This is a genomic window from Draconibacterium mangrovi (assembly GCF_010586825.1).
Taxonomy (GTDB): domain Bacteria; phylum Bacteroidota; class Bacteroidia; order Bacteroidales; family Prolixibacteraceae; genus Draconibacterium; species Draconibacterium mangrovi.
The window spans coordinates 1-23,192 of record NZ_JAAAGB010000013.1; the positions used below are offsets into that span (position 1 = coordinate 1).

At 41.6% G+C, this 23,192-nt stretch carries 15 protein-coding genes; 4 read left to right on the top strand and 11 right to left on the bottom strand.

Features of this window, described 5'->3' with window-relative positions:
* Positions 1–242 precede the first annotated feature (242 nt).
* From tilS to proS, 4 genes are all read right to left on the bottom strand, one after another.
* A complete protein-coding gene (gene tilS / locus G4420_RS21005; RefSeq protein WP_163325915.1) occupies positions 243–1,562 on the bottom strand; it encodes a tRNA lysidine(34) synthetase TilS in 1,320 nt (439 codons plus the stop codon).
* Between the two features lie 137 nt (positions 1,563–1,699).
* Positions 1,700–2,926: a peptidase T gene (gene pepT / locus G4420_RS21010; RefSeq protein ID WP_163325916.1), complete on the bottom strand. Its 1,227-nt coding sequence runs from the start codon at positions 2,924–2,926 to the stop codon at positions 1,700–1,702.
* Between the two features lie 202 nt (positions 2,927–3,128).
* A complete protein-coding gene (locus tag G4420_RS21015; protein ID WP_163325917.1) occupies positions 3,129–3,815 on the bottom strand; it encodes a hypothetical protein in 687 nt (228 codons plus the stop codon).
* Between the two features lie 175 nt (positions 3,816–3,990).
* The gene (gene proS / locus G4420_RS21020; protein ID WP_163325918.1) at positions 3,991–5,466 is read right to left on the bottom strand and encodes a proline--tRNA ligase; all 1,476 of its coding nucleotides are present in this window, start codon (positions 5,464–5,466) and stop codon (positions 3,991–3,993) included.
* 98 nt (positions 5,467–5,564) lie between these two features.
* On the opposite strand from proS, the gene G4420_RS21025 reads away from it, so the two are divergent.
* Together G4420_RS21025 and G4420_RS21030 are read left to right on the top strand one after the other, a co-directional pair.
* Positions 5,565–6,938 carry a hypothetical protein gene (locus G4420_RS21025; RefSeq protein ID WP_163325919.1) on the top strand — a complete coding sequence of 458 codons (1,374 nt, stop codon included), beginning with the start codon at positions 5,565–5,567 and terminating at the stop codon, positions 6,936–6,938.
* Positions 6,939–6,972: 34 nt separating this feature from the next.
* Positions 6,973–8,523 (top strand): OmpP1/FadL family transporter, encoded by a 1,551-nt coding sequence (locus G4420_RS21030; protein ID WP_163325920.1) that lies wholly within the window; start codon positions 6,973–6,975, stop codon positions 8,521–8,523.
* 323 nt (positions 8,524–8,846) lie between these two features.
* Here G4420_RS21030 and G4420_RS21035 read toward each other — a convergent pair whose 3' ends face one another.
* The 4 genes from G4420_RS21035 to omp85 form a co-directional block, all read right to left on the bottom strand.
* Positions 8,847–9,542 (bottom strand): LytR/AlgR family response regulator transcription factor, encoded by a 696-nt coding sequence (locus tag G4420_RS21035; protein WP_163325921.1) that lies wholly within the window; start codon positions 9,540–9,542, stop codon positions 8,847–8,849.
* A 6-nt stretch (positions 9,543–9,548) separates the two neighbouring features.
* Positions 9,549–10,580 (bottom strand): sensor histidine kinase, encoded by a 1,032-nt coding sequence (locus G4420_RS21040; RefSeq protein ID WP_163325922.1) that lies wholly within the window; start codon positions 10,578–10,580, stop codon positions 9,549–9,551.
* A complete protein-coding gene (locus G4420_RS21045; RefSeq protein WP_163325923.1) occupies positions 10,577–11,212 on the bottom strand; it encodes a hypothetical protein in 636 nt (211 codons plus the stop codon). The genes G4420_RS21040 and G4420_RS21045 overlap by 4 nt, the downstream gene beginning before the upstream one ends.
* Before the next feature lie 136 nt (positions 11,213–11,348).
* A complete protein-coding gene (omp85, locus tag G4420_RS21050; protein WP_163325924.1) occupies positions 11,349–12,683 on the bottom strand; it encodes an Omp85 family outer membrane protein in 1,335 nt (444 codons plus the stop codon).
* 212 nt (positions 12,684–12,895) lie between these two features.
* On the opposite strand from omp85, the gene G4420_RS21055 reads away from it, so the two are divergent.
* Positions 12,896–14,380: a Gfo/Idh/MocA family protein gene (locus G4420_RS21055; RefSeq protein ID WP_163325925.1), complete on the top strand. Its 1,485-nt coding sequence runs from the start codon at positions 12,896–12,898 to the stop codon at positions 14,378–14,380.
* A 326-nt stretch (positions 14,381–14,706) separates the two neighbouring features.
* On the opposite strand, the gene G4420_RS21060 is transcribed toward G4420_RS21055, so the two are convergent.
* Genes G4420_RS21060 through G4420_RS21070 form a run of 3 tightly spaced genes read right to left on the bottom strand, consistent with a single transcriptional unit; the run spans position 14,707 to position 21,055 of the window.
* On the bottom strand, positions 14,707–16,644 hold the full coding sequence (locus G4420_RS21060; protein WP_163325926.1) for a SusD/RagB family nutrient-binding outer membrane lipoprotein: 1,938 nt from the start codon (positions 16,642–16,644) through the stop codon (positions 14,707–14,709).
* Between the two features lie 15 nt (positions 16,645–16,659).
* Positions 16,660–19,785, bottom strand: a complete 3,126-nt coding sequence (locus G4420_RS21065) for a SusC/RagA family TonB-linked outer membrane protein (protein WP_163325927.1) — start codon at positions 19,783–19,785, stop codon at positions 16,660–16,662.
* Between the two features lie 43 nt (positions 19,786–19,828).
* On the bottom strand, positions 19,829–21,055 hold the full coding sequence (locus G4420_RS21070; protein WP_163325928.1) for an ROK family transcriptional regulator: 1,227 nt from the start codon (positions 21,053–21,055) through the stop codon (positions 19,829–19,831).
* Positions 21,056–21,344: 289 nt separating this feature from the next.
* Between G4420_RS21070 and G4420_RS21075 the strand changes: the two genes are divergently transcribed.
* Positions 21,345–23,192 (top strand): BamA/TamA family outer membrane protein, encoded by a 1,848-nt coding sequence (locus tag G4420_RS21075; RefSeq protein WP_163325929.1) that lies wholly within the window; start codon positions 21,345–21,347, stop codon positions 23,190–23,192.

A 23,192-nucleotide genomic window follows, 5' to 3' on the forward strand; every position in this document is an offset into this window, starting at 1 on the left:
CTTTATGCCCCTTGGGGATCTTTATGCGAAACATGGGGCACATCCTATGCCCCTTGGGGATTGTTCCGTGCCCCTTGGGAATGGCTTTGTAAAAACAGGGGCGTGCTTTGTGCCCCTCAGGGATTGGATGCTAGATGCTGGTTACCGGATGCTAGATTCTAAATGCTGGTTTCTGCCAATTGCTCAATGGAGATTGCCTATTGCCTATTGGGGATTGGATACTGAATTCCGATGCCGGGCTTCTACCCCATTACAATTTTTAGGACCTGTTTTGTTGATGGTGTTACTTTAAAACGGTTGTCCAATCGATGGCCCATAATCCAAACGATATTTTTACCGCTGCACAACAGCCAGGTATTTTCCTTTTCGTGCAATGGCATTTTGCGGTCGATAAAAAAATCGCTTATCTTTTTAAATCCGGTCATGCCTAACGGCTGGAAATAATCGCCTTGTTGCCATTTTCGCATTAACAACGGAAATTGTACCTCATCCAGATCGATGCAGGCAATAGTTGGATCTTTAATAATCGAAAAGTCATTGGCATCCAAACGCTCGATAGAAATATTGAAAGGGGCAAATAACTCCATGTCGTCCTCTTCGATGTAATACACACGATCTTCATCATTTGTGAGTTCCTGGATAAACAAAGCATCGCGGTCTTTCACCAGCCGGTGTGTTTTCGAGAAGAACTGTTTTCCTGAATGTGTTTCCAGGCTTTGAAAAACCGCATCAACAACACTGGCGTTAAAACCATAACCCGATAGTATCTCCAGCAAAACAATCTTTGGATGCGACGCGTTTTGCAATGCCGGAATTGAAATCACCGACTGCTCTTTTTCTTTGGTCAACACTGCCTGGATTTCATCATCAACAGCATCTTTATATACATCGTATGCCACTTTCAGATTGTCGACACTGGCCATGAAGTTCTTTTTAAAAGCCGGATTTAGCTCCGAAAACAAAGGAAGAATTTTATGCCGCAAAAAGTTTCGTTGGAAAACTACTTCGTTATTCGATGAATCTTCACGATAGGAAATAGAATTTTCAGCAGCGTATCTTTCAATGTCTTCGCGACTGGCGAACAGCAACGGACGTATCAGTTTTCCCTTTTTCTCTTTTATACCTGTAAGCCCTTTTATGCCGGTTTTCCTTGACAGGTTTAAAAAGAAAGTCTCGATAAGGTCGTCCTGGTGATGAGCTGTTACAATACAGTCGTATTCAAACTCTTTGCGGATGCGCTCGAAAAACCCATAGCGTAACTCGCGCGCCGCCATTTCAATCGAAATACCTTTTAGCGATGCGTATTCGATGGTGTCGAACGTTTCAAAATGAGCAGCAGTTCCGTGTTGTTCAACCTGCTCGCGCACAAAAGCCTCGTCGCCATCCGATTCATCACCACGCAACCTGAAATTGCAATGGGCAATGCCATATTCAAATTCCGAGCGCTCGAATAAATGCAGCAGTACCATGCTGTCGATCCCACCGCTAATAGCCAGCAATATTTTTTGCCCGGGCTTTATCAGCTGCTTTCTCTTACTATTGATGATGAATTGATCGAACATGGACTGCTTGTTTATTCTGGTTCTCTCCTGTTGAAATTTTTATCGACATAAAAGCTGTCATTTCGAAGGAGAAACGACTGAGAAATCTTTTCCAAAAAAACAGATTTCTCCTCATTCTTCGTCGAAATGACAAGGATCTACTTTTTCACTTTTCCAACCGCCTGCGCAATGTTCAGAATCACCTCAACCGATTTTAACATCGACGGAATGGGCACAAACTCGAATGGCCCATGGAAATTATGCCCACCGGCAAAAATATTCGGGCAAGGCAGTCCTTCGTATGAAAGTCGTGCGCCATCGGTACCACCGCGAATGGCTTTTATTTTAGGTTCCACACCGGCATCAATCATCGCCTTTTCGGCAATATCGATTATGTATTTTACCGGCTCCACCTTTTCGCGCATGTTGTAGTACTGATCTTTCATTTTCAGCTCCACAATATCTTTGTCGTATTCCGAATTTATCAGCTTAACAACGTCGGTTAGCAGTCGTTTTTTGTCTTCGAATTTGGTTTTGTCGTGGTCGCGGATGATATATTGTAATTCAGCTTCTTCAACTCCACCATTCATCGATAACAGGTGGAAAAATCCCTCGTATTTCTCGGTATGCTCCGGGCGTTGTGTTGGAGGCAGTATAGCAACCAGTTTATGCGCCACCAACAGGGCGTTTATCATTTTATCTTTGGCCGATCCGGGGTGTACACTTAATCCTTTAATCTTAATAGTAGCTCCGGCGGCATTAAAGTTTTCATACTCCAGCTCGCCAATTTCGCCGCCATCGAGCGTGTAGGCAAAATCGGCCCCGAATTTCTTCACATCAAAAAAGTCGGTTCCTTTACCAATCTCCTCGTCGGGAGTAAAAGCAATTCGGATTTTTCCGTGCTTTAAATCCGGCGAATTTAACAACTGCTCGGCAGCGGTAACAATTTCCGCTACTCCTGCTTTATCGTCGGCACCCAACAGTGTTGTTCCATCGGCTGTAATAATATCCTGGCCTTTGTAATTAAGAATCTCGGGAAATTGCTTTGGATCGATACAAACATTATTTTTTAAAAAAACGGTACAGCCATCGTAATTCTCCAGGATTTGTGGTTCAACACTTTCGCCAGAAAAATCAGGGCTGGTATCCACATGCGAAATAAAGCCAACCACCGGGCAGTCGTTAATCCCCTTTGCCGGAATGGTTGCTGTTACGTAACCGTATTTGTCCATTTCTACTTCACTTAAACCAATTTCTTTCAACTCCTCAACCAGTTTTTTCATAAAAACCAGTTGACGATCGGTACTTGGGTAAGTTTTACTTTTTGGATCGGAAGTGGTGTATTGTTTTGCGTAATTGATAAATCGTTCTACTATTTTTTCCATTCTGTTATCTGACTTTAAAATATTCTATTTTCAACGTGATGTGCAAATTTATATTTTTTACACCGGATAAAAACTGACAAAGCTTTCAAATTAGCATCCGGAATCCGGTAATTCAGGGATGTCATATTTCTATACACTGCAAATAAAGATGACATCCTTTTTTCACATCCAGTATCCAATATCCAGTATCCAGAATCCGGCTCTAAACATCATCCGAATTAAAGGTAAATCCCAAACGTTTGCCTGTAACCATTTTAGAATGACTCATTTTTTGGCGCATCTGATCGACCGTGGCCACTTTAACCTGATCGTAAACCGGCATTAAGGCATCAAACTCAATACTGTACTGAATGGCAGTTTCAACAATTTGCCGAATAAATCCGGGCGAAATGGTATCGATGGCAAAATCTTTCACCACCTCGTCCGACTGCCGCTTTCCTTCAACGAAAAAGTGCTTGTCTTTGTTGATAAAAATGCGTGCTACCAGGTATCCAATGTCGTTCACGCGGTTGTATTTAAACGAATCGGCCAAGAAATTATATATGTTGATCACCCCGCAATACGAACGTAGCGAATCCTCTTCGATGTATTTTGTTTTCCACACGGGGTGTTTATCGTCGAACTCGAAAACATTGGAGTGCATACTAAATATGAGCAAATCGCCGCCCACTTTAAACTCCACCTCAAACGGCCCCCTGTCGTTGTATTGCGGCAAAGCCACATCGGGCACCTTTCCCTTTACCGCCTTTAGGTAGTCTTTCTCAAGCTGATTCAACACCTTCTTGAGGATGGTGAAAGTTAACCGGGTGTTTTGGTAAACCTGCTCTTTTACGGTTGATTTGATAACCAGTGCTTCAAGGAACGAAGCCCGAACTTCTTTTTCAGTCATAGCGTGTAAATATTAACTTTTAAATGTACACAATTACTGAAAAAAAAGAAAGCAGCCCGGTTGAGCTGCTTTTATATTTTTCTTGTCATTTCGACGAGCTAGCGAGGAGAAATCTTTTTCAATGTAGCAGATTTAGCTCCGCTGATTTTCAATTCTCATTTCATTCGAAATGACATTAATATGCTAAAGCGAACAATACCCTTCTTTTTGAAGGTTTGCCCGAGTAAATACACGTTCCTTCTTCCTCTTCGTATTCCAAAGGCATACAACGAATAGTTGCTTTGGTTTCGTTTTTAATGAGGTCCTCGGTTTCAGGTGTTCCATCCCAGTGCGCCGAAATAAAACCACCTTTTGTAGTTAATATTTCTTTAAACTCTTCCCAGGTATCAGCTTTGCGTGTATTTTCAGCACGGAAATCGTAGGCTTTTTTGAAAATATTTTGCTGAATGTCTTCCAATAAATTTTCTACGTACTCGTCGATATTGTCAATCGAAGTAACTTCCTTTGTCAGGTTGTCACGACGGGCAACTTCCACTGTTCCGTTCTCCAAATCGCGTGGTCCCATTGCCAAACGTACCGGAACACCTTTTAATTCGTATTCCGCAAATTTCCATCCCGGTTTACGCGTATCGCGATCATCGTATTTAACCGTAATACCTTTTGCTTTTAATTTGGCGATGATCTCATCCACTTTTTCAGTGATTTCAGCCAGTTGTTCCTCTTTACGGTAAATTGGAACGATTACAACCTGGAATGGCGCCAGTTTTGGAGGCAATACCAAACCGTTGTCATCAGAGTGCGCCATAATTAACGCTCCCATCAAACGGGTTGAAACACCCCACGATGTCGCCCACACGTAATCCTCTTTTCCTTCTTTAGTGGCAAAAGTTACATCAAAAGCTTTGGCAAAGTTCTGCCCCAGGAAGTGTGAAGTTCCTGACTGCAATGCTTTTCCATCCTGCATCAGTGCCTCAATAGAATACGTTTCCAATGCACCGGCAAAACGCTCGTTGGCCGATTTTAAACCTTTTACAACCGGAACGGCCATAAAATTCTCAGCAAAATCAGCATATACGTTAATGATCTTTTCAGTCTCTTCAATAGCCTCAGCTTTAGTTGCGTGAGCGGTGTGACCTTCCTGCCACAAAAACTCGGCAGTACGCAAAAACAAACGCGTACGCATTTCCCAACGTACAACGTTGGCCCACTGGTTAACCAGAATTGGCAGGTCGCGGTACGATTGTATCCAGTTTTTATATGTATTCCAGATTATGGTTTCAGAAGTCGGTCGTACAATCAGTTCCTCTTCCAGTTTGGCATCCGGGTCAACAACCACTCCGCCATTCTCCTCATCGTTCTTTAATCGGTAGTGTGTAACTACTGCACACTCTTTTGCAAAGCCCTCAACGTGATCGGCTTCTTTACTAAAAAAAGATTTTGGTATAAAAAGCGGGAAATAAGCATTAACGTGTCCGGTCTCTTTAAACATACGGTCGAGCTCGGCCTGCATTTTCTCCCAAATGGCGTAGCCATAAGGCTTAATAACCATACAACCCCTAACTGCCGAATTCTCAGCGAGGTCTGCTTTAATCACCAAATCCTGGTACCATTGTGAATAATTCTCGCTACGCGAGGTCAATTCTTTCGCCATAATCTAATATTTGGTATAGATTTTGTTTTTACTACTATAAATTTTGAGCTTACAAAGAAAGTAATTATTATTGACATTAAATAAACGGAGGATACCTTATGAAATCAAGATTAACATTTTTAGGATTACTGGCTATCGTTCTTGGAGCTTGTTCGATGGGAGGATATGTGTCTGGTACGTATTCCGACGACATCTACTTTAATCCGGGTGATGTTCCTCCACCAATAGCAGTTGAAGAAGTTGTGGAACAACCGGTTCAAAAATCGGCCAACACCATGATCATCAGCAATATTGAAAAAGGTGAAGATGGTACCAATACCATGAACAACTATATTTTCGAAGGCTCGGAAGAAGATGCCGATGTGTTGCGCTATAACATGGACCAAATGGAACTGGAAGGCAGCGACACAACAGTATACTACAACGACGATGAAATGAAATACGTAATAAACAACTATTACGATGGTGACGAACTGGATTATGCATACCGTATCCGTCGTTTCCACCGTCCGTCCTTCTACGATCCGTTCTATTGGGACAGTTGGAGTTATTACGATCCGTTTTACTACGATCCTTATTATTACTCGTCATGGTACTACCCTTCATGGTCGCTTAGCTGGTCGCTTGGCTGGGGTGGATTCTATTCCGGCTGGGGCTGGGGTTGGAATTACCCATATTATGGCTGGGGTTATGGCTATTACCCACCATATTACGGAGGAGGCTACTATGGTGGCTGGTACGGCGGCGGCTATTATGGCGGCGGCGGTTACTACAACGATTACGGAAGAGGTTATACTTATGGCCAACGCCGTTCAACAGGTACCAATGTTTACCGTGGCGATGTAAGCCGCAGATCATCATCTGCAGCAGCTGTTTCGGCAAGTAACAACCGACGCGGAACAAGCACTGTAAACAAATCGGGAACTATAGACAGAACCAGGGCTACTTCCGACCGGTCAGCAACCAATAACGCAAGAGTTCTTACCGAACAACGAAGAACAACGAGTGCAACAACTCGTCCGGCAACAACTACATCAAAATCGGCTACGCAAAGCTACACTCGTCCTGGTTCGGCAACAACAACCCGAAGCTATACCCGACCCAGTAGTGATGCACGTACGAACTACACAAAACCAAGAGTAGTTACTTCGAACAGTAACCGATCATCTTCAAGTTACACGACACCAAAGTCGACGTCAACTTATAACAGATCGTATCGTTCAACATCTACCTACAACCGTAGTTCCAGTAGCGGAAGCTCTTCACGGTCATATCGTGCACCGTCTTCTACCAAATCAAGCAGCACATACAGCAGCTCTCCTACCCGAAGCAGTAGCAGCAGTAGCTACCGAAGCAGTGGCAGCAGCAGTAGTGTAAGAAGCAGCGGCAGCTCTTCAGGCGGCTCAAGAAGCAGCGGCGGTTCATCAGGAAGTTCTGGTGGTTCATCACGTGGAGGTGGTGGAAGAAGATAGTAATAATGAACATTAACGACAAAAACTATTTGCCATGAAAAAATATTTCAGCATACTATTACTGGCTCTATTTATGCCCTTTTTTATGCAGGCACAAGACTTGCTCGATGCACTTCGTTATTCCAATATTCAGGTTTCCGGAACAGCACGTGCCGGAGCAATGGGTAATGCATTTGGAGCACTGGGCGGCGACTTTACTTCTATCAGTATCAATCCTGCCGGTTTGGGAGTTTACCGATCGTCGGAATTAACCGTTACGCCAAAATTTACTTATGGCAATACGGAAGGTAACTATATGAATACCTTAATGGAAGATAACAAATACAACGTTGCCTTAAATAATTTAAGCTATGTAACAGTTATTCCAACTGCATCGCGCAGCGATGTTGGTTTGATCAGCGTTAACCTTGGAATTGGTTATAATCGTCTGAAAGACTTCAACAGCAACTCTCTAATTGGGGCTTCGGGAGTTACAAGTTCATTTATGGACGACCTGATTGAAAATGCAAATGGAGAAGATCCGAATGCAGGATGGAGCGATTACTACGAAGAATTGGCCTATTACCATTCGGATAACAACTCGGGTGCCGATTTAATGTATTACGATGAAGATGCTGAATTATGGAGAAGCGATATACAAATTAATCCGTTTGATCAAAATATTCAGAACCATCCGGTAGCGCAACGCAAAAGCATTTCGCGTGAAGGAGCGATAGATGAATACAACTTTGCCGTTGGATTAAACTTCAACCATAAAGTTTATTTGGGAGCTACATTGGGGGTAACCGATATTTATTACCGCGAATCGAGCACCTACGAGGAATGGGATGACCAGAACGTAATTCCAAACTTTGTTGACATGCAATTCGACAGCTACCTGAGAACAACAGGAACCGGTTACAACTTTAAATTCGGAATTATATACAAACCGGTTAACGAAGTTCGTCTGGGTGCATCTATTCACTCGCCTACTTTCTACGACATCCACGATTTCTTCCATACATCGATGTATTCAAGAAATGATTTTGAAGACGCCGGCGTAGTTGATGATGCAGGATATTCACCATTAAACAATTACGATTATCAATTGCATACACCACTTCGTGCTACATTTAGCGGAGCTTTTGTAATTGCAAAAAAAGGTTTGATCAGTGTTGATTACGAATATGTTGATTATTCAACGGCAAAACTCAGAAGAGGTGGCGATGGCTACGGATTCTCTACCGAAAACCAGGAGATTAAGGATGCCTATAAATCGGTTGGCAACATCCGTGTAGGTGGCGAATTGCGTGCAACCGACAACTTAAGTTTGCGTGCCGGTTACGAATATTATCCAACAGCATACAGGTCAACATCCTTAGGAAACGATCAATTTAAATCGAACGACGAGTTGAGTGTTTATTCAGCCGGTTTAGGTTACCGTTTTGGCAGTTTCACTTTCGATCTTGCCTATCGTTTAACCGATATGATGGAATACGAACTTCCATACAGTGCACCTAGTTCAGGTTTCTATCCTGTACCTGAAGCGGCCAGTTTTGATGGTTTAACTCATGATGTAATGTTTACTTTAGGATTTAAATTCTAGGTAAAAAAACAATAATACGAAAAAAGACACATTCCTTCTGGTTTGTGTCTTTTTTTACATTTATGCGTAGCATCGAGGAGTTTCTGATATTCATCGAGAGGCTTCTGATGCGCATCGAGCAATCTCTGAGATCCATCAAGCAGTCTTTGAGATCTATCGAGCAGTCTTTGAGATTTATTGAGAGGTTTCTGAGATCCATCGAGCAGTCCTCGAGATCCAATGAGAGGCTTCTGAGATCCAACGTGCAGTCCCTGCAATGCATTGAGCGATTATTGAGACGTAATTAAAGGTGATTGCAATACCGGGATTTCGGTTTTGATGACCTAAGCATTAAGCAGCGCTACAAAAGCATCCTTAAAACTCAAACTAACCGGCAGTTTTACATCGGCGAGTTTTACGCTGTTCCCCTCTAAATAAACCACTTTAGCAAGCGAAACCACATACGATTTATGAATACGGGCGAATCGGTTTTCTGGCAATTGCGCAATAAAATCCTTAAACCGTCCGTGCACCATCAACGATTGAGTTTCGGTAACAAAACGTACATAATCGCCCTGTGCTTCCAGGTAAATTATTTCGCCGAAATTTAAGCGGTAATCTTTTTTATTGGCACGTACCATTAAATGTTGCCCGCCGATCTCTGCACGAGAGGAAAATCGTTCGAGTGCCCGGTTAACCGCCGTTCGGAACCGTTCGAACGAAACCGGTTTTAGCAGGTAATCTACCGCATCCACCTCGAAACCTTCCAAAGCAAATTCGGGATAGGCAGTAACCAAAATAAACAGCGGTGGTTCTTTTAAACTTTTCACAAAACCGATTCCGCTTAATTTGGGCATGTTTATATCCAAAAACAGCAAGTCAATGTGTTTCTCTTTTAACAACTGACCGGCTTCCAGTGCATCGTTACAAACGCCCGCAAGTTCCAGCTCCGGACAAGCCTCAACAAAGTCGCAGATCACATCCTGCGATAAAGGCTCATCGTCGACAATAATACAGTTTAAGGTTTTTGTTTTAGCCATGCCCAATTAATTCAATTGCACCTGTAAAAGTACTTTAAATGTTTCTTCGTTGTCCGAAATCATCAGCTTGTGTTGGTTGGGATAGATCATTTCCAGGCGTTTTTTCACATTGTCGATTCCAATACCATGGTATTTGTCCAGGAGCAGATCGTTTGCCTGTCCTTTACTGTTTTCAACCTCGAAGTGAAGAACCTTCCCCACTACTTCAATAGTAATGTTTACAAAAGCATTATCGGCCCCACCTTTCATTCCGTGTTTAAAGCTGTTCTCCACAAAAGGGAGAAACAACAGGGGTGCTATCTTCTTTCCTTTTATCTCGCCAATGGTATTGAATACAATTTTGTTTTCACTTGACCGAAGGTTCTGCATATCGATATAATTTTGCAGCATTTCCACTTCTTTTTCCAGGGCTATAAAATCTGCATCCGATTCGTAAATAATGTGACGCATTAAATCGCTGAGCTGAACGATCTTTTCAGGCACTTCTTTCGCTTCTTTTCGGGCCATGCTGTAAATACTGTTCAGCGAATTAAAAAGAAAATGCGGGTTGATCTGCGATTTCAAAGCTTTTAACTCGGCCTGCGATTTTTCCTTTTCCAGTTCTTCTGCACGGAAATATCCACGAGCCAGGTGCAATAAACCGGAGATAAACAGGTAAATGGCAAAGAACAGCGAAATGTCCCAAAAGCTGTAGTACGCAATAAAGTAATAGCCTTTGAAAATGTAATCGATCAGCTTGTCGAATAAAAGCAGGTAAAAACCCGCCCCCAAAGCAACTGCGGCAATTACAGCGGCAGCGTAGCTGAAATAATTACCTCGCTCCCAAAGTAGCGGAAAAAGCAGTTTTAAATTCAGGTAAACCACACAAACAATGGGCAGATGGAAAACAGCCGTGTAAATTAGGTCGATCTGTTTAACTTCGGCCGACACTTTTAACACATTCATCAGTATTAAAAACGATAAACACCAAAACAGGATATGTTGTAACACCCTGTTTTTTATGAGCCGCCCAAGTGTGATTTTTAAGTAGCTGTTCATTTTTTCCGAAACAACTCTACTTCTAATCCATCTTCAAAAGCCTCTTCCGAATCCACATATTTGCTTACAAATTTTTGCAATTCCTTAGGTTTGGCGGTGAGTAAAATATAATCGCTGTTGTCTTCATGATGAATTCTAATCTTATTTTCCTTAATCAAATCTTCCAGCCACTCCGGATCAAACCAACGGATTTCGAGTTTATCGTCGGAAACGGATAGTTTGGTAAAAGTATGTACCGGCACCAGGTGCAGGTCGGCTAAGGTTATATTATCGTCGTCACCGTAATCTTCAATGTAAAAATCCAGGAAATATTCATCGGCCAGTTTAATCACGTGCACTGCAAATTTCGACTCTTTCACTATGCCATTTTCTGTGGAAGTAAGGCTAAGAACGTATCTTTTTTTGTCGCGTATACTGTCTTTTATATCTCCAACAAACGGATGGGTGAAATTCCACGAATCGTCAGAACCACTAAAAACAACATCATTATCATCGTCTTCAAACCACTCGCCCAACAGCAAATCGTTTTCAAACAGATCACTTTCGGTATACAAAGGGTAAAACGAGTAGACCACACACCCCGACAACAGAAGAGTAATTATTGCAATGAGCAGAACATTACGTGTTTTCATTTTGATTGTTTTTAAATTCCTACTCAAAATTACAGGACTTTAACCGTGCAAAAGAATTTTTTCGTTGAGATGCGGCTTTTTGTCGTTGAGATAAAAGACCACCTTTCAGCAGCAAAATGAAAACCTGCAGAAACGATTAAAATAAATAGTTCAAGCCGATGTAAATGCCCGAATCGCCATCTCGTTCATCAGCAGCCATACCGTAATCGCAACGAATAATAAAGTTTTCGTTCATTGCCGCACGCAGACCTAAACCAAATGAATAGTGCATGGCTTCGGCACCGTTATCGAAATAACTATCCAAAGGACTCGGATAAATGGCCGGAACAATAATGTTACTCTTATCAACATCAATTTTATTGGTAACACGGCCAAAATCAGCAAAAGCATTTAGGCCCATATAAAAGTTATTGTTCATAAACTGAAAACGAGCAAATTTCCAGCGCGCCTCAACATTTCCTAAAAATACAGCATCGCCAACAACCCGGTTTCGTAATATTCCGCGTAATGAATTGGCGCCTCCCAATCCCTCGGAAGTGGAACTTTTCATTACCGAAGTGATCAATTGTGTTTGGTAGTAAAAAGGCACATCTCCGGTAAGCGTTGTCTGGTAAGCCAGCCGGTAAGCAAAAGAAAGATCATCAGGAATGATCGTAAAATACTGGCGGTGAATAAGCGATAATTTAGTAAAACTATGCTCTCCTCCCAAAAACTCGGGTGAAGCCAGTAAAACGGCTTCGGTCCACATTCCTTTCATCGGGTTAGGTATATTATCGCGGGTATCATAAACAATACCGGCTTTTACCGTTGGCACAAAACCACCGTCGGCATCTTCATCCGAAATAATTCCCCAATCCCGGTAAATCTCATACAATCCGGGTTGTGCGCTGTGAGTAGGCAACAAATCATCGTCTTTATTTTTATTCAGCTTTTCAATATCAACGTAGCCAAGTTTAAAATTCAGGAGGTTAAAACCTCCAACCCAGTCAAACTTTTCTCCGGCCAAATCTCCGCGCAAATCAACTTTAAAACGAAATAATTTACGGTCGTATTTGTAAAACATCCGGGTTCTGTAATCCGCTGCTTCATCATCGTACCAGTCTTTGTTTACAACGGCATCGTAACCGTTAAAGCCATAAAAATCGTAGGCGCGGTCGCTCAGGTAACTAATATCAACCGATGTTTGCAGTCCGGGAATCAGTTTATCCGAATCGTAATTAAAACGGTTAATCCCGCTTCCTTTTGTAAATCGCGACACTTCTAGATAAATGCTGTGTTCGTACTTGGGGTAGCGACTTCCGTCGCCATAATGGTAAAGATTTACCAACCCTCCGTACTGAAATCCAAGGTCGGTATCGAAAGTAATGGCCGGCAATGCCCCAAAATTCCAACCCTGTTTGGTTACACTTTCCTGCGCCTCCGACACTAATAAAGCAGTTAAGAATGCGCATAAAAACAGAAAACGTTTCATGTTAATTGATTTTAGTTAGACTAAGCGAGTAATTCAAATAAAACATATTTTTGATCTGGTACAGAAATACGTTGTCGAATATAAGTAAAAAAGGAATGATTTTATAATCGCCTCACCTTTCTGATTGTTCTTCTTGTCTTTTATTATATTTTTATTTTCTTTTAAACATCTTTAGTAATTTTTTCAAAACTAATATACAAGTCGAAACTAAAATGAAAACAAACCGCAGAGATTTCTTTAAAGTAACCGGTGCAGTTGGAGCAGGAATTGCAGCCGGTGGGCTAACATCATGCAGTCAGCCACAGGCAGAGCCATCGGCCATGCAGTTTATAAAAGATGCAGCCGTAAACAACAATCCGCAACAGTTTAATATGTGTGGTTATGCCGCACCAAAACTCGATAAAGTGCGTGTTGGATTTGTGGGTATTGGCGATCGCGGCTCAGGTGCCGTAAAACGAATGACCTATATTGAGGGCGTTGAAATAACAGCTTTGTGCGATATTCGCCAGGCTGCTGTTGATGGCGCTCAGAAAATACTTAGCGACGCCGGCTTACCAAAAGCCAAAGAGTTTGTTGGCGACGAAAACGAATTTAAAAAACTTTGCGACAGTGGCCTTTGCGACCTCGTTTACACCGCCACTCCGTGGGAATGGCACGTACCTGTTGGCCTGGCAGCTATGGAAGGCGGTGCACATGCGGCGCTTGAAGTATCGGCTGCCAAAACCATGGACGAGTGCTGGCAAATGGTGGAAACTTCGGAGCGTACAAAAAAACACTGTGTGATTCTGGAAAACTGCTGTTACGACTTTTTTGAATTACTTACACTAAACATGGTTCGCCAGGGTGTTTTTGGCGATTTGATTCATGGTGAAGGTGCTTATATCCATGATTTGGATTACTGGCATTTTAACAAGCCACAAGATGAAAAGATGACTGACGGAGCCTACACCAAAATGTGGCGTTTATATGAAAACCAGCGTCAGGCAAATGTTTACCCAACTCATGGACTGGGACCAATATGCCAGGCGATGAACATTAACCGTGGCGACAAAATGGATTACCTGACAGCGATGATCTCTGATGATTTTACGCTGAAAAACCGCATTGAAGAGAAAGCCAAGGAAGATCCGTTTTTCGAAAAATTTATAGGAATGGACATGCGCGGCAACATGGATATGCAAATGATTCGCACCAATAAAGGTCGCACTATTCTTATTCAGCACGATGTTTCTTCGCCACGCCCCTACTCGCGTATTCATATGTTGAGTGGAACAAAATGTTTTGCCCAAAAATGGCCACTTCAACACATTGCTTTAGGGCACGATGTGGTTGATGAAGCTGGCATGAAAGAACTTCGTGAAAAATACGAACCGGAAATTATAAAACGTGTTGGCGAAATGGCCAAACAAGTTGGCGGCCACGGCGGAATGGATTTTATTATGGACTGGCGCCTGATTGATTGTTTGCGCAACGGCCTTCCGGTAGATATGGATGTTTATGATGCGGCAGCGTGGAGTTCAATAACTCCGCTAAGCGAGTGGTCGATCGCCAACGGATCGGCACCTATTGAAGTGCCCGATTTTACACGCGGAGCCTGGAAAACCAATAAGCCGGTTGAGCTTACTTTGGCAGGCGGCGGAACTACCAAAGTAAGAAACCTGACGAATGCCAACGCCGAAGGGCAGCTTGATGTTTAAAACAGAACCTCAATACATTCGAAAGGGCAGTAATTACTGCCCTTTCTTTTTTACTCACTCTATTACTCTTTGCAATAGGATTGAACTGTTTTCTGTTGTTCGATTGTTTCCTGCAAATTTCGTTCCAATTGAAAAACCGCCGATCCATTTACCGGCGGTTCACTAATCAAACGCTTTATCTATGATAAAAACTAACCTTTGTTTTGTTCCAGACAACCAACGACAGAAATACCCTTAATCGTTAAACAAAAAAAAACCGCCGTTCAACTAAATGAACGACGGTTTAACCTAACCAAACTATTTAATTTAATCGGATTAAAACAGTGTTACTGTTTTGCCCACCATAGCGGAGTAGTTACCAAATCCTCACCACCTAAGAATTGCAATGCCTGATTATAACTGTCAGGGTTAGTATTCTGTAGTGAAATTGGATAACGTAATCGTTGCGGAAAAAACTCTTGTTTGCTAACAAGCACACCAGTTGGAGTTGCTCCAGGTAAATTCGGGAGAATATTCTCTGCAGCCGGATTCACAAAGAAAGGTAATCCTAACCTTCTATGGTCATTCCAGGCTTCAAGCGGCTGCCATGGGCAATTGGCAATATACTTTTGTGTAATAATTTTTGTTAAAACATCGTTATTAGTTGCCGATCCAAAATTCTCCGGATATTCGTAAGTTACGGTTCCTGCAATTTCATTATACGGATCATAATTATTAATCGTATAACTAGTTGCCTCATCGGTATGATCAAAATTTACAGATGTTCCGGCCCTACTAAAGGCTGTTGAAGCCAGATAATCATCAGCAAATTGTGATAACCCATGATAGTCAAAACTTATTCGCACACCATTTTCATAATGTTCCTTCGCTGTTCCAGCTGCACTCCATCCATACGAAGCAGCTTCAGCTAGAAGAAAATACGTTTCCCATGGTCCGAACCAAACACGCTCAGTCGGTCCAACATGGTAAACATTTGAAATGTGCGGCTGATTATAAGACCAATACAAATAATCAGTTCTTGATCCTTTCTCTCCTACGTCACCATTTGTAAAAGCATTAAAACTGTAACGTGTGCTAAAACTTGCAGTATCGCCTTCGGCATTCCAGGTTTTTACATTATATGAATCTCCCGAAGCATCATATCTGAACATTACGGTACCATCGTCGTATCCGGGAATAGCAAACATTTTCAGAATACGAGGATCAATTTTATCAGGAATTCCATCGAAGAAATGCCCTTTTGCCGGATTATTAACTGCGGTGGCAATATTATCTGGCATATAAAGTCCTAAATAGTCGTGCACCGACTTTTCGCGTTCATCAAATATTTCAGGGCTTAGATTGTATACCGATGTTCCTGAAACAGTTGCAAGATCACGAGAAGGAACACCTCCTAAACCGAACGTAATATTCGACATAGTAGCGGTTAAGAACTGTCGGTTCCATGGGCGAGACATCACACGAGTTAAGTCTTTCCATCCTCCATCTTCAGGCACAGTTGGCATACTTTCTAATGTGCTTACAAAGCCACTTATACCTCCGGCATCACTTACTGCTTTTTCAAAGGCAGTTTTAGCATACGATGGTTCTGCTTCTGATAAACGCATGGCAAATCTTAAACGTAAAGAGTTGGTGTACTGCTTCCAGTTTACCACATCAAAATTCATCATATAATCGTACTTTGCAACGCTCGACATATCAACACCTACATCTAATTTACTTTGAGCATCTTCAAGTTCTTCAATTATAAAATGGTAAATTTCCTGCAAACTATACGAGTCAGGATTTTCACCTTGAAATGCATTAATAGATGGGTTTGGACCAAAGTTATCACTCACCTCGCTAATCAAATAAGCTCTCCAAATACGTGCAATTTGAACCAGGTTACTGGTATACGAATAAGCAGTTCCATTTTCCATTGATTCGGTACCCAGAGTAATTGCCTGTTGAGCCAGGTTAATCCAGCTGCCCACATAATCTTTCCAATAATCTTCCGACCAACCGTTAATATCACTACCAGTTATTGCATAACCACCTGTTTCGTAGTGTGCCGCAGCTTTCCAGTTCAGAATAAACATACGCTCTGCAATGTGCGGATTTTGCTGCGCTTTGATTATTGAATTATTGATTAAGTATTCTATTTGAACTTTATCTGGTCCTACAGCCGTTGGGCTGGTATTTATTTCTTCAAAATCGTTACAATTAGTGAAGAACACTATTGTCACAAGTGTGACTATTATCTGTATAATTTTAATATTTTTCATTTTTCGCCCTCCCTATTAAAATTTAAGTGATACGTTAAATGTATAAGACTTCATAGTTGGAGGAGATCCCATCTCCATACCAATTGCATTAGTACCAACACCGATAACTGATTCCGGATCAATACCAGGAGTATCACTATGAATCAACCAAATATTATTTCCAATAACAGAAATATCAGCACCATTAATAGGAATATTACTAAACCAACGTGAAGGAAGAGTGTAACCCAGTTTTATATTTCGAATTCGAATGCTTGATGCATCATATGTAAACTCATCTGTAATCCCAAGGTTTCCGGTTGCCGATACACGCCCCCAATAATCTTGCGGCGAAACAGCCACATCGTTAACAGCATAAGAACCATCTTCGTTTTGAACAACTCCTTCTACAACAAAATCTTCACGTTCTCCATTCACAACTGTCGCAGCTGCTGTACCTCTACTATGTGTAAAAGCGGTGGTACCAGAGAATATTTTTCCTCCAAACTTCATATCGAGAAGAACACTTAGGTTTACATTCCGGTACGAGAACATATTGGTTATACCCAACATCCAGTCTGGTTGCTGATTACCCAAATATTCCCAATCAGATCCTTTTAAAGGCAAACCACTTTCATCAACCACTACCATTCCGTAGTACTGACTGGCTTCATCATCAACACGTACCATTTTCTTGCCATACATTTCACCATAATTTCCTCCAACCATAGCTACAATTTTCAGGTCATCAACGGTTCCCAGGCTGTATTCTTCAACACCATCTGCCAATTCAAGAATTTTGTTCTCATTTTTCGACATATTCGCATTAACAGTCCAGTTAAAACCACCTTTCTGTCTGAAAATGTCAGCTGTCAACATGATTTCAATACCTTTATTCTGAATGTTACCTGCATTAATCTTCCTGGATTGGTATCCACTGAATGAATCCATAGGAAGGTTAATCAATTGGTTGGTGGCATTTGTTTTATACCATGTGAAGTCTAAGCCCAGGCGATTGTCAACAAATCGCAAGTCAATACCTGCTTCGTAAGATTTTATCAGCTCATTAACCACTGACGGATCGTATAAAATACTTCCCGGAGCAGCAGTAGTTTGATCATGTGGAGAATTTGACTTACCAATGCTGTAAGTGTTATACAACTGGTAAGGAGGCAAATCGTTACCCACTTCTGCATAAGAACCTCTGATTTTTGCAAAAGTTAGCCATTCCGGAACCGATCCTCCATTTTGAGTAATCATGTCGGTAATAATACCCGATACGCTTACAGATGGATAAAGAAATGATCGATTATCTTTATGCATGGTTGATGACCAATCGTTACGCAATGTTGCATCAACAAACACGTAGCCATCCCAACTTAATTGTACGGCACCGTATAACGAATTTATCTTTTTCTCTGAATACCTTTGCGATACAGAAGGTTTATCTACACCATTATTAAGACTAAACAGGTTGGGAACAACCAGGTCGCCTGAATTTCCTCCCATTCCGTTACTTTTTTGATGCATCATGTTTCCGCCAAGCGTAAGAAATCCACCCAAACGGTCAACAAGTTGGTCTTTCTGGGCTTTAATAAGGAAGCTGAAATTATTTTCAAATGCTTCGTCGATATTCTTTGAGTAAACACCAGATGGGCGAACAATACCTCCGGTATGGATCTTTTCTTCCTTTTTGGTGGTATAATAGTCTGTACCTCCTTTTATTTCAGCATTTAACCAATCTGTAAAATCATATGCCAACGACATAAAACCAATCAAACGATCTCTTGTATCGTTGTTTTTACCGTATTGCAAATTCCACCATGGGTTTCCTTGCGGAGTACTGGCATCATCCCACCAAATCTGGTTGCCGTCCTCATCAATCGATGGATTAAAGTCTCTAATATCAATCGATACCGGCAAGGTGTACATGGTATAAAAAGAGTTGTTTTGAGCAGCGATACCTGCTAATGGTCTGTTTTCAGCATTCGATTTTATAAATGTTGCTTTGCTGTCAAATTTCCATCTTTCGTTTTCGCCAAACAAACTTGTTGCACGCATTGTAAAGGTACTTCTGTCAATGTGTGTTTCCGGAATCACGCTTCGGTTATCATAACGGGTTAAAGAAGCAAAAATATTTGTTTTGTTGATCATTTGCGAGTAGGAAACGTTCTGATTGGATACGATACCTGTTCTTAAGAAGTTATCCAGATTATCGTAAGTTTGCAAAGGCGACTGGTTTCCTTGCCAATCTTCCACCATTTGTCCTTCTGCTTTTGGTCCCCACGACTGTCGAGACAACCTGTCGTATGTTCCGTACGAACCTTGTCCAAAAACATCCTGAATGTCGGGTTGAGTTAAAAGTGATTCAAATCCTACCCTCGAGTTAATTGTAATACCGGCACCTTTTGTTTTACGTCCTTTTTTGGTAACAATCAGAATTACACCATTACCTGCGCGCGAACCATAAAGTGCTGCTGCCGATGCTCCTTTAAGAACTGACATTGATTCAATATCATCTGGGTTAAGATCTCCGATACCACTACCAAAGTCTCTACCGGCACCAGATCCCCACATGTCAACCTGTGCACCATCAGTAAAGTTATCGATAGGCATTCCATCAACAACTACCAGAGGCTGGTTACTTCCGGTTAACGAGTTATTACCACGGAGAATAATTTTTGAAGATCCGGCTGGTCCACCTGCTCCTCTTACAACCTGCAATCCTGAAACTTTTCCCGACAGGGTATTTGCCAGGTTCGGCTCCCGGGCGTCAACAAGTTCTGTTCCGCCAATTTCCTGCATTGCATATCCAAGCGACTTTTTATCGCGCTGAATACCTAGTGCAGTTACTACTACCTCATCGAGGCCTACAGCATCTGTAACCAAAGTAATATCAATGGAAGATCTGTTGTTTACTGCTTCTTCTATTGTTTTCATTCCAACAAAAGAAAATATTAAAACAGCATCTCCCGGAACACTAATGGTATAATGACCATCAATATCGGTACTGGTTCCATTACCTGTTCCCTGCTGAACTACTGAGACTCCGGGAATCCCGAGGCCATCGTCACCGGTAACTGTTCCTGTCACCGTTTGCTGCGCGTATGCACTACCTAGTAATGCAAAGCACATTCCTAAAATCAAAAAAATCTTTCGCATAGATTTTGAATTTAAATGAACTAGAAATAGATTAATACTTGAATTATTTATACATATCGCTGAATAGTTTTTGAAATAGTTTTGCTGTCATTCCCAATAAACCGGATTGTTCCCAGTTTTCGGAAATCACAATTTCAATGTTGCCTGATATTTGTTCCAAACAGTGCTGATTAATTGCTTGCTGAATAGGAGTAAGAATGTATTGGTTGGCGCGCGATACAATTCCTCCTATAACAATTATATCAGGATTTAATAACTGAATGGTATTTGATAGTGCTTTACCCAAAGCCTGCCCAAGTTCACTTAAAAGTGTTATAGCCAGTTCGTCGCCGAGTTTTGCAGCATCGATAACATCTTTGGGTTGTAGTTCTTCTATTTTATACTGAAAACGGTTGGTGAGCTGCGAAATTTTTCCTGCTGAAATGGCATCTTTAGCACGCTGAATCAGCACACTTGCCGAAACCACAGTCTCTAAACAACCTCGTTTACCACATATACATAAATCGCCGTCTTCTTCAAACTTGGTATGCGACAATTCGCCGGCAAAACCGGTGGCACCATTGTACAATTTTCCACCAAGAATAAGCCCGATTCCCAATCCCCAGTTCCAGTTTATAATAACGGCATCGTTATGGTCTTTTGCGGCACCAAAAATAAACTCGCCATACGCTTCCATTCGGGCATCGTTATTGATGTAAACCATTTTGCCGAATTTCATACTTAAGCGATCGGCAACATTTCGGTATGCCTCTTTCTTTATCGTGTAGTTTATTCCATTAATCGAATCAACCAGCCCCGGCATAGCTGTACCAACTGCAAATACACGGCTGTAATCAATGTTATTCACTTCCAATATGTGGCGGGCTTCGGCATACAGTTTATCTACCAGGTCGTCATCGTCAATTGATGTTTCAACAACAGTAATTGGTGCAACCAGTTCGTTGTGTGAATTATAAACACCAATTTTTCCGTTAAAACGCCCCAGCTCGCACGAAATAACAAAAATGCTGTCGCGCTTCAAGCCAAATAAAGTAGGGCGTCGTCCGCCTTTCGACTCGCCGCTTCCTCTTACTTCAACCAGCTTACTTTCTCCAAGATCTTTTAATAATGAAATGGCCGTGGGTAAACTTACACCAATTTGTTTGGAAAGAAATGTTGCTGAAAGTGTGTCGTTTTGATATAAAAGACTAAGAATCTTCTTCTTCCGGCGATAATTTTTTAAGGCATTGCCAGTGAGTTTCTTATCTTTTATATTTTCAAGAAGGATCATTTTGGAATAGTATAGTTAATTAATGTGATTGCAATTTAAAGAAATTTTTAAATCAAAAGCAAATGTTTGTTAATTTTTTTAGTAAGTCGAAAGTGATTATATAAATCTTTTCTACTCAAGCGTCAATAAATAAAGCATTCAAGTATTTTTTACAATAAGATGTCGGGATTATCAGTTTTCACGAACTGTGTTTAACGTAAATTAACAGTATGATTTAAAAACTTTAAATAATAAAATTCTTACTTTCAAAAAAACTTATTCATTTGCTGAAATAAAAAAAGGGGGAACTGTGAAGTTGAATGCGTTGATACTAATTGGTTTTATATTGTTGGCACTGTTGGCCGGCAAACCAGTTAACGCGCAAATTCCACAGCTTGATACCACAGTAGTGATCAAAACTCCTCACCTTCAACAAGAACACTTTTACGACAGTTTGGAAAACCGGGCCAACCGCCGCAGACTTACCGGCTGGCTTTACGATGCTATAATCACCCCTCCCCGCCCGTACGTTGATAAAAAGGCACTTGCCCTCGACTATTTTAAAGAATATGAGGGCAAAATTATTGCCGAGATAAAAATTAACGCGCTTGATGTTTTTGGGCCAACCTGCACCGATACCACAAAAAAAGCAGACCACTGGGCCGAGCGTGCTGCAAATACAATTCATACAAAATCAAACCTGAAAACCATTCGTAAATTATTGCTCTTTAAAATTGGCGACGTGCTTAAACCTGAGCTGATGTACGAAAACGAAAGGATTATCAGGGATTTGCCATATATAAAAGATGTACGGTTTTATGTAGAGCAGGATCCCGTATATCCGGGACTGGTGAATGTTTTGGTTTTAACCAAAGACCGGTTTTCATTTGGGGTTTCGGGAGGTGTAAACGGAACCAGCTCAGGTGATTTGGAGATATACAACCGTAACATTTTTGGGGTCGGTCACGAGGTTTCGGTAAAGTTTGTCGGACATGTTGAAAAGGAACCATACCTGGGAGTTGAGACCTTTTACAATATAAAAAACATTGGCGGGCGATTTCTCGACGTTCGCCTGGGGTATTTAAATACTTATCGGCGTGAGGGCTTTGTAACGGAGGTAACCAAACCTTTCATAACACAAAATATTAAGTGGGGATATGGTGGTTATTCGGCACGCATGCTCCGCACCGACCGAATTACAAATAACGACCCGGTAAAGGTGGAGGAGCCCATGGATCTTTCGGTAAATTACCTTTGGGGCGGCCGAAGTTTTAATATCAGTCCACGACACGAAAATATTACCGAATTGGTTTTATCGGCAGGTATGAATAACTGGAACTATTTCGACGAACCGGTGGTTGAACCCGAAAACAGTCACTTCTTTTCCAACCACACACTGTACATGGCAAGTCTTACCATTTCGCAACGCCGCTATATTCAGGACCAGTTAATTTACAGCTACGGAATTACCGAGGATATTCCTGAAGGTTTTAAAAACGAATTTATTTATGGCTACGATGCCAATGAATTTGGCGACCGCCACTACCTGCATTTTTTAACATCGAACGGCAATTTACTGCTGAGCCGAAGTGGTTACCTGTTTACAAGTGCAGGAATTAGCGGATATTTAAAAGATGGTCATTTTGAGGAAGGGATGATCCAGGGTGATGTAAACTTTATTTCGAAGCTGCATAAAGCAGGTAAAAAACGGGTTCGAACATTTGCCGACCTGAATTACACCCTTGGTATTCGACGCTTTGAGATTGAACATTTAACACTGGGAGACCGTGACCATATTCGTGGTTTCGACAGCGACATTGCCATTGGCAAACAGCGCTTAAACCTAAAGCTGGAACATGTTGTATTTTTGCCTGCGCAGTTTTACAAATTTAATATGGCCATTTTTGGGTTTGCCGACTTTGGTGTTATTGGCTCAAACCGCGAGCTTATTTTTAAACAGGATTATTACAGCGGCATTGGTATTGGCATTCGTTTACACAACGAAAACCTTGTGTTTGAAACTTTCCGGCTGCGTTTGGCTTTCTATCCTTTCCATCCGGATGATATGAGTTTCGTTGGTTTCTCTCTCGACGAGCAATCGAAAAAACGGTTTATATCCTTCGCTCCTACAGGGCCGGAACCGATGCGATTTGAATAA

Bases quoted from the DNA above. Each gene is read 5' to 3' on its own strand.
- pepT (WP_163325916.1), bottom strand. From the start codon at position 2,926: ATGGAAAAAATAGTAGAACGATTTATCAATTACGCAAAACAATACACC.
- G4420_RS21060 (WP_163325926.1), bottom strand. From the start codon at position 16,644: ATGAAAAATATTAAAATTATACAGATAATAGTCACACTTGTGACAATA.
- G4420_RS21055 (WP_163325925.1), top strand. From the start codon at position 12,896: ATGAAAACAAACCGCAGAGATTTCTTTAAAGTAACCGGTGCAGTTGGA.
- G4420_RS21070 (WP_163325928.1), bottom strand. From the start codon at position 21,055: ATGATCCTTCTTGAAAATATAAAAGATAAGAAACTCACTGGCAATGCC.
- G4420_RS21030 (WP_163325920.1), top strand. From the start codon at position 6,973: ATGAAAAAATATTTCAGCATACTATTACTGGCTCTATTTATGCCCTTT.
- G4420_RS21015 (WP_163325917.1), bottom strand. From the start codon at position 3,815: ATGACTGAAAAAGAAGTTCGGGCTTCGTTCCTTGAAGCACTGGTTATC.
- proS (WP_163325918.1), bottom strand. From the start codon at position 5,466: ATGGCGAAAGAATTGACCTCGCGTAGCGAGAATTATTCACAATGGTAC.
- tilS (WP_163325915.1), bottom strand. From the start codon at position 1,562: ATGTTCGATCAATTCATCATCAATAGTAAGAGAAAGCAGCTGATAAAG.
- G4420_RS21025 (WP_163325919.1), top strand. From the start codon at position 5,565: ATGAAATCAAGATTAACATTTTTAGGATTACTGGCTATCGTTCTTGGA.
- G4420_RS21035 (WP_163325921.1), bottom strand. From the start codon at position 9,542: ATGGCTAAAACAAAAACCTTAAACTGTATTATTGTCGACGATGAGCCT.
- G4420_RS21040 (WP_163325922.1), bottom strand. From the start codon at position 10,580: ATGAACAGCTACTTAAAAATCACACTTGGGCGGCTCATAAAAAACAGG.
- G4420_RS21065 (WP_163325927.1), bottom strand. From the start codon at position 19,785: ATGCGAAAGATTTTTTTGATTTTAGGAATGTGCTTTGCATTACTAGGT.
- omp85 (WP_163325924.1), bottom strand. From the start codon at position 12,683: ATGAAACGTTTTCTGTTTTTATGCGCATTCTTAACTGCTTTATTAGTG.
- G4420_RS21045 (WP_163325923.1), bottom strand. From the start codon at position 11,212: ATGAAAACACGTAATGTTCTGCTCATTGCAATAATTACTCTTCTGTTG.